At 37.0% G+C, this 7,343-nt stretch carries 8 protein-coding genes and 2 pseudogenes; 5 read left to right on the top strand and 5 right to left on the bottom strand.

Features of this window, described 5'->3' with window-relative positions:
• Window positions 1-136: 136 nt before the first annotated feature.
• A complete protein-coding gene (locus D1B32_RS24660) occupies window positions 137-544 on the top strand; it encodes a beta family protein (RefSeq protein WP_392391134.1) in 408 nt (135 codons plus the stop codon).
• Between the two features lie 30 nt (window positions 545-574).
• On the opposite strand, the gene D1B32_RS23290 is transcribed toward D1B32_RS24660, so the two are convergent.
• From D1B32_RS23290 to D1B32_RS23280, 4 genes and pseudogenes are all read right to left on the bottom strand, one after another.
• Complete coding sequence (locus D1B32_RS23290; RefSeq protein ID WP_118890495.1) at window positions 575-1,150, bottom strand: sce7726 family protein; 576 nt, start codon at window positions 1,148-1,150, stop codon at window positions 575-577.
• Between the two features lie 394 nt (window positions 1,151-1,544).
• Window positions 1,545-1,685 (bottom strand): hypothetical protein, encoded by a 141-nt coding sequence (locus D1B32_RS23945; protein ID WP_158586325.1) that lies wholly within the window; start codon window positions 1,683-1,685, stop codon window positions 1,545-1,547.
• 24 nt (window positions 1,686-1,709) lie between these two features.
• A complete protein-coding gene (locus D1B32_RS23285; RefSeq protein WP_095308359.1) occupies window positions 1,710-1,919 on the bottom strand; it encodes a hypothetical protein in 210 nt (69 codons plus the stop codon).
• Window positions 1,920-1,923: 4 nt separating this feature from the next.
• Window positions 1,924-3,457 (bottom strand): annotated as a pseudogene (locus D1B32_RS23280) (transposase); the annotation flags it as partial.
• 2 nt (window positions 3,458-3,459) lie between these two features.
• Between D1B32_RS23280 and D1B32_RS24395 the strand changes: the two are divergent.
• Window positions 3,460-3,648 (top strand): annotated as a pseudogene (locus tag D1B32_RS24395) (glucose-6-phosphate isomerase); the annotation flags it as partial.
• A gap of 101 nt (window positions 3,649-3,749) precedes the next feature.
• On the opposite strand, the gene D1B32_RS23275 reads toward D1B32_RS24395, so the two are convergent.
• Complete coding sequence (locus tag D1B32_RS23275; RefSeq protein ID WP_118890494.1) at window positions 3,750-4,115, bottom strand: winged helix-turn-helix transcriptional regulator; 366 nt, start codon at window positions 4,113-4,115, stop codon at window positions 3,750-3,752.
• 208 nt (window positions 4,116-4,323) lie between these two features.
• On the opposite strand from D1B32_RS23275, the gene hxlA reads away from it, so the two are divergent.
• The 3 genes from hxlA to D1B32_RS23260 all read left to right on the top strand — a co-directional run bounded on the left by hxlA (window position 4,324) and on the right by D1B32_RS23260 (window position 7,196).
• Window positions 4,324-4,956, top strand: coding sequence for a 3-hexulose-6-phosphate synthase (hxlA, locus tag D1B32_RS23270; protein WP_118890493.1), 633 nt, complete (start codon window positions 4,324-4,326; stop codon window positions 4,954-4,956).
• A gap of 7 nt (window positions 4,957-4,963) precedes the next feature.
• The gene (hxlB, locus tag D1B32_RS23265; protein ID WP_118890492.1) at window positions 4,964-5,521 is read left to right on the top strand and encodes a 6-phospho-3-hexuloisomerase; all 558 of its coding nucleotides are present in this window, start codon (window positions 4,964-4,966) and stop codon (window positions 5,519-5,521) included.
• Between the two features lie 541 nt (window positions 5,522-6,062).
• Complete coding sequence (locus D1B32_RS23260; RefSeq protein ID WP_065180902.1) at window positions 6,063-7,196, top strand: zinc-dependent alcohol dehydrogenase; 1,134 nt, start codon at window positions 6,063-6,065, stop codon at window positions 7,194-7,196.
• Window positions 7,197-7,343 lie beyond the last annotated feature (147 nt).

Raw genomic sequence — 7,343 nt, 5'->3', positions numbered from 1 at the left:
GTCCTCTCTCATTGATAGTTTGGTCACTTTCAATAATAAGAGAGGTTATTAAAATTTGGAATCGAGTGGCTCATTTTTTATGCGATCAATACCCTAAAAACGGCTCAATTTTAGATTATCAAATACAAGTGGTGCAATACCTCAAAGTTTACCTGTATCATCGGAGGAAGATTATCATCTCAGCCGAATCGAAAAGGACCTTTTTAATAAAATAAAAACTATTGTACCTCATTCTAACTTGATTTTTGGTGACTATACTTCAGTTAGTCCAGTCATAGCAACAGGTGGAAGGGCTATAGTACAACTTAAATATACACTTGAGGATGAATATTGGTTTGTCAGAAATGGTTTACGTAGAGGCAATTACGATTTTGTAGCAGTTTGTAAACAAATTGCTAACCTAGAAACTTTTAACGAAAGATATTGTTGGGGGGATAGTTATATTAAAACAGTAGTCGATGAGAATACGAACAAAGGTAACCCGTCAGTTTGGACATCTATAGGTGTAAATAGACATATTGTAGTTTGTTTAGAGGAGTCGTAGTTTAAAAAGCAGGTGATTTGTCACCTGCTTTTATAAATTCTTTAACTGAAGACGAACCTGATTTTTAAGGCTCGACTTTAATGATTTAGGTAAAGTGTCATCCAGTCTATTAATTACTTCTTGCTTGAATAACTTTCTAACTTGACTTGAAGTAAGTTGTCTACCTAAATAATCTTTTTTTGAAGCAATTTTTTTAATATCGTTTGAAGAGAGCAGTGACAAAAAGTCTTTAAAAGATAGATTTGGATTTAACCTAGCCCTCCTGTTAAATAATAAGCGAATAGTGTTAGCTCGTGTCTTTTTTGCTAAAATAATTCCCCAATAATCTGGAATAATAGAAGATATTGATTCCACATGTTTAACCCCAACTACAATGTAATTCATTTCAAAATTTCTATCATACTCCGGTATTTGAGTTTTTAAACGGTTTATGGAATCAAAATCACTTTTTATTTCGTAGGCAACTACATGACCATTTACAGATACTATGTCTGCTCTAGCTTTTCCAGAAGGTACAGTTACTTCCTCAAAAATTTTACAATTTTTATAAGTGGAAAGTCTAGAATTTAAAGCAATGCGAATTTCTTTATCGTCAAGTTTTTTCATAATTATCACCTAAATTTTAGTCTAACTGCATGAATAAAATTAATCAACCTCAAAAAGCACAGTAACAGCTAGCTCATTCAACTAATAGGAAGATAGAGAACCTTTTTTCTATTTCCAAAATCTAAAATGGAGATTTAGCTTATAAAGTCTACATTATATTTCTCTAGTTCCACAAAACAGAGAGAAATAAGGGCCTGCAAAACTTTACAAAACCTAGACGCTAAAACCTTAGTTATTCTACTATAGGGAAGTGGCTTTTATCTAATTTTTAACCCCGTCACCCAAGATTAAGAAAAACGGGTGCTAGAGCAGATATGCTCTAGCACGTTTTTCTTAATTGTATTTTCAACTGATTTCCCATTATTCAAGAATTTGGCCCTATAGCGGAAGATACTTACCTGTCACCGCTCCACTTTTTCAGGGCTTCCAATCCTACCTCAAAGTCACTTTTCGATAACATTTTTTCAATGGTTCCCTCTTTCAGTTCATTGGCCAAGTCTAAAATATCGGTAACGGCCTGTTTCCATTCACTCACCTGATTTTGAAGCCGTTGCAGTTCCTACAGTTGCGCCGACGATAAATCCGTTTCCTGTTGCCACTTGACGAGTTGCCTTTCGTAGATCGGCGCAAATTCAAGCTGTTCCGTGTAGGATCGGATGACACGGTTGACTGTGGCATCGTCTAATATATGCGGTTTAGAACGGGCTGCCAATTTGGTTCTGGTTTCATTGATTCTCACCTTTCCTTCGAATGGATATGAATTATTCATTCGGAATAACCTCCAATTGAGCCAACTCTTGGATAATGGCATCCATGTTAACGGATTCCGGATATTTGTTAAATTCGTAATGCCCGTAAAAATTAATATGCTGCCATGCAACGGGGGAAATGCGTTTCAATACATCTGAATTGAGGGCTTCCCTGTCTCTGTATTCTAGCATATTGGATAATAGACTGGCATTGTAAAAAATGATGCAATTGGCGATGAGACGACTGCATTCGTCCCAAATTTGTTGGTCTTATTCTGTTTTTGAAACGGAGTTTACCAAAGTTCGCATAGGATACGGCTCGCTTTAATTTATGATAACTTTCACCCCGATTCAGGGTACGTTGCACATTTTGACGTAGGGGTGGGGAGTCTATATAATTCAGAAGGTACAAACTCTTGATGATGTTATCGTACTCCCACAAGGCCCGCATGGTTTTGTTTTTGCGGGCGTAAGCACTTAGTTTCCCAATGATAATACTCTGTGTTGTAGATTTCAATGCAAGTGACAATAGAATACGCTGGATATTGTCCCATTCCTCAATAATCAGCTTCGTATTGATTTTTCGAACAGGTTTGATGAGGACATCCCCGTATTGGCTCGGGTGTTTGAATCCGGATAACGACTTGCTCACTGTACGATAGATATCCTTGTAGCGGAGCGCAAAATCATAATCAAAAGAGTGAAGAATGGCGAAATTCACTTCATTGGTTCCATGGGTGTCGGTGGAATGCACATCCGGTCGGATATCGGTTGTATTGTTGTATAAAATATCGAACACGTAATGACTTTTATGCTCATTTGCGCCAATGACTCGGGCATTGATGGGAATATGATTGGCCACCGCTGTATAGGAAACGATCCCCTTATTTAAGCCGAAATATTTGGGGGAATGACGGGAGCGCATCGTATGGATCCTCGTCTCAAATTTCTGCCCGTCACTGCTCGAATGAATGACCTCATTAATGTCAAAGTGGTGAAAGATCGGCAGCCTTCGAACAGCATTACTGATGCGATCATTGGCTTCTTTTAAGGTTTCCAATCGTATAAAGTTCTCAGATGTAGCCGCAAGCAGGGGATAACCGATGTCGGAGATTTCACCCATTCTCCCCAACCCCATATTGGTGCCCCAAGCAATCAGACAAGCAATTAAAACCCGATCATCCCTGGCTCGTTTCGCATAACGCCCCAAGATATGATCAAATGCCTCTATAAATTGACAATGTTGATTTGCATAGTGCAGAACACTGCCAATGTCAATAGAGTTCAACGCATCAAAAAAGGAGTGGTTGATGGTTTCTGTTTCCCGTGAATTTGAAAGTATCCAGCGATTATTTGCGCCATGTTTTTTGATATGTTCATTTTCCCCCGACGCAATCCGTTGGTTCACTTCCGTCATTCTGGCTTCAAGTTTCTGTTCCAGTTTCGTTAAATAATCGTGAATGGGTTGGTTGGTATTTGTCAGACCGGCATTGGCCAATAATGTTTCTTTTTGTTGTCACTGCCTGTCATCAATTAGATCGTCCTCAAAACTTCGGTATATCGGTTAATGTTATTTCTAAATCAGGAACAACAACAGAGCCTGCCTTAGCCTTCCGTATCTTTTGTAACTATCTGGAACAAAAATATGGAAAGGAAGAGGCAAGAACACGTATTTTTACCACTACTGATCAGGAAAAAGGTGTATTAAAAAAACTTGCTGACGCAGAAGAATATGAAACATTTGTGTTGTTGTTTTTACTCTTTATATAGACAATAATAACTTACCACGGTTAAAAATGGCTAACCGTGGTAAGTTATTATTGTCTTACAGAATGAAAAGAAACCTTTTTCTACTTAACAGCTGATTTATCCTCAGTTTCCTTTTCCAATACATTCTCAATGTAATCTTTGCCCCAGTCGTACATAGCCTCTAAAATCGGTAAAAGTTTTCTTCCATGCTCAGTTAATGAATATTCAACTTTAGGTGGAACTACAGGGTAAACTTCACGATGTACAATTAAATGATCTTCAAGTTCGCGTAATTGATTAACAAGCATTCTTTGGGTAATACCCGGCATAAGGGCCTTTAATTCACCAAATCGTTTAGTTCCTTCCTTACCTAGATGCCATAAAATCAACATTTTCCATTTACCACCAATTACTGAAAGTGTCAATTCTTTTTCACAGTTAAAAGCTTTCTCTCCTAAATTTGGCATACATGTCACTCCCCCTCCTATTTTACCCAATAGTATACTTTTTAGCACTATATGTGGTAAAAGTGCGTACTTTTAATTTCGCAACATAATGAGTATACTAAACAACGTGCTAGTGAGTAAATAGATTTTCAAAAGGAAACATTTGCCCATGTCTATTGACAGCCACTTAGTACAACAAATTAAAATATTCTATAAGGAGTGAGTATAAATGAAATTACAATTAGCATTAGATCTTGTCGATATTCCCGGAGCAATTGAATTAGTGAAAGAGGTAGAAGAGCATATTGATGTTGTAGAAATTGGTACACCTGTGGTGATCAATGAAGGTCTTAAAGCAGTGAAAGAAGTAAAAGCTGCATTTCCTAACTTAACCGTATTAGCTGATTTAAAAATTATGGATGCAGCTGGATATGAAGTAAGCCAAGCATCTGCTGCAGGCGCTGACATCATTACGATTCTTGGAACGGCAGAAGATGAGTCAATCAAAGGCGCAGTAGAAGAAGCGAAAAAACAAGGTAAACAAATCCTTGCTGATATGATCGCTGTGAAGGATATTGCAGCCCGTGCAAAAGAATTAGATGAACTTGGTGTTGATTATATCTGCGTTCACACAGGTTATGATCTTCAAGCTGTTGGAAAGAATTCTTTCGAAGACCTTGCGACCATCAAGAGCGTTGTTAAAAATGCGAAAACGGCCATTGCAGGTGGAATCAAATTAGAAACACTTCCTGAAGTAATTAAACAAAACCCAGATTTAGTTATCGTAGGTGGCGGAATCACGAGTAAAGAAAATAAAAAAGATACAGCTCGCGAAATGCAAGAATTAATTACACAAGGTTAATTCAACTATGAAGACTACTCAATATTTAGCCGAAGTCGTTCAAGAATTAAGTCAAACGGTCCACTTAATTTCTGATTCAGAAGCAGAGAAATTAGTAAACCAGATTTTAGAATCCAAGAAAATCTTTGTGGCTGGTGCGGGCAGATCTGGATTAATGGGTAAATCTTTTGTAATGCGAATGATGCACATGGGGATTGATGCCTATGTAGTTGGTGAAACAGTAACAGCTAATTTAGAAAAGGACGATCTATTAATCATTGGTTCAGGTTCAGGAGAAACCAAAACCTTAGTTGCCATTGCCGAAAAAGCTAAAAGCTTAGGTGGTAAAGTCGCAGCTGTAACCATTTCTCCTGAATCAACCATTGGAGAATTAGCTGATATTATTGTTAAATTACCGGGGGTAACGAAAGACCAGTCTAAAGGTGATTACAAGACCATTCAACCAATGGGATCTCTATTTGAGCAAACGATGTTGTTATTTTATGATGCCATAATCTTGCGTTTTATGGAGAAAAAAGGGTTAGATTCTAATAAAATGTATGGTAAACATGCAAATCTCGAATAGAGAAAAATAAATTATTTTCTCCTACTTTAAATAATTAAATTAACGGGTAAATACCTATCTAAAATAGAGCATAGCTAAAATATACAGAAAAGGCCACATTCTTTGTAAGTTTGTGGTCTTTTCCGTATATTACCATTTATTCTATAATGTAAAGTCAAAAACAGATTTGAAGACAAAAAATAAACAAATCCATCATTTCGCAAAAGTGATTGTGGAATAGCATCGACTAAGAAACCCAGCTAATCTTCTCATGTGAAGGTAGTTGGGTTTTAAAGTTGGATGTGCAAAATAACACTTAAAATAAGCGCAAAATATCTCCTGAAATGATAAGCTAATGATCCCAAGGAGCCAACTATTATCAATAGGGTGTACCCTATTGATAATAAAATAGACTATCGGTTTTACCAATCAGTCTATAAATAATTGTGCAACTTCTTTAACTTACATAAAACAATTACGCTAAGAGTGTATATTATTTACTTTCTTTGTTAACCATAGTTAAGACTGTTAACAGTATTAGAAATAGGAGGGCCCTGCTTTTATGAAGGCTGTAACTTATCAAGGACCAAATCATGTACAGGTTAATCAAGTAGAGGATGCAAAATTAGAAAAAAAAGACGATATTATTGTTAAGATTACTTCTACCGCTATTTGCGGATCTGATTTGCATTTATATCAAGGTAACATGCCATTACCCCCAGGATATATTATTGGCCACGAACCAATGGGTATTGTGGAAGAAGTTGGACCTGAAGTCACAAAAGTAAAAAAGGGAGACCGTGTTGTCGTTCCCTTTAATGTTTCATGTGGACATTGCTTTTATTGCCAACATGAAATGGAAAGCCAATGTGATAACTCAAACCCTCATTATGATTCTGGCGGATACTTTGGTTATACTGAGAAGTTCGGTAACCATCCGGGTGGTCAGGCTGAATATTTAAAAGTCCCTTTTGGAAACTTCACTCCCTTTGTTATCCCGGAGTCATGCGAATTGGAGGATGAGTCACTGCTCTTTTTATCGGATGTTCTGCCAACAGCTTATTGGAGTGTAAAAAATGCAGGTGTAAAATCAGGCGATACAGTTATTGTTCTTGGATGCGGACCTGTTGGGTTGATGGTACAAAAATTTGCCTGGATGGAAGGTGCAAAGCGTGTAATAGCAGTTGATTACTTGGATTACCGAATCAATCATGCGAAAAAGATGAACAATGTTGAGGTATTTGAGTTCACAAAATACCCTGATATGGGGGAACATTTAAAAGAAATCACACATGGTGGGGCAGATGTCGTCATCGATTGTGTAGGTATGGATGGAAAGAAATCCCCCCTAGAGTTTCTGGAACAAAAATTCAAACTGCAGGGCGGAACCCTTGGACCTATTCAAATTTCTACTAAAGCTGTCCGAAAGTATGGGACAGTGCAAATGACTGGTGTTTATGGAGGTAACTATAATCTATTTCCATTAGGTGCATTTTGGATTAGAAATATTAATCTTAGAATGGGACAGGCTCCAGTCATTCATTTTATGCCAGAATTGTTTAAAAAAATAACAAATAACGAATTTGACCCAAGAGATATTATCACACACAAAATGTCCCTTGAAGAAGCAAGTCATGGTTATCGAATTTTTAATAATCGTGAGGATGAATGTATAAAAGTCGTTTTAAAACCGTAATACTCTTCTCTTTCCAAAAAGAGGCTGGGACAAAACCCCAGTAATTAAAAAGAGTGGTACTCGCCAATAAGTTGGTGAGTACCGCTCTTTTTATGCATACAAAAAGGACACCTTTTGATAAAATTAAAGTTACCAGACAATAATTTT

Source organism: Oceanobacillus profundus (assembly GCF_003515705.1).
GTDB classification, from domain to species: Bacteria; Bacillota; Bacilli; order Bacillales; family Amphibacillaceae; genus Oceanobacillus; species Oceanobacillus profundus.
The sequence above is the reverse complement of the archived record's forward strand: the minus strand, read 5'-3'. Positions and strand labels throughout refer to the sequence as shown.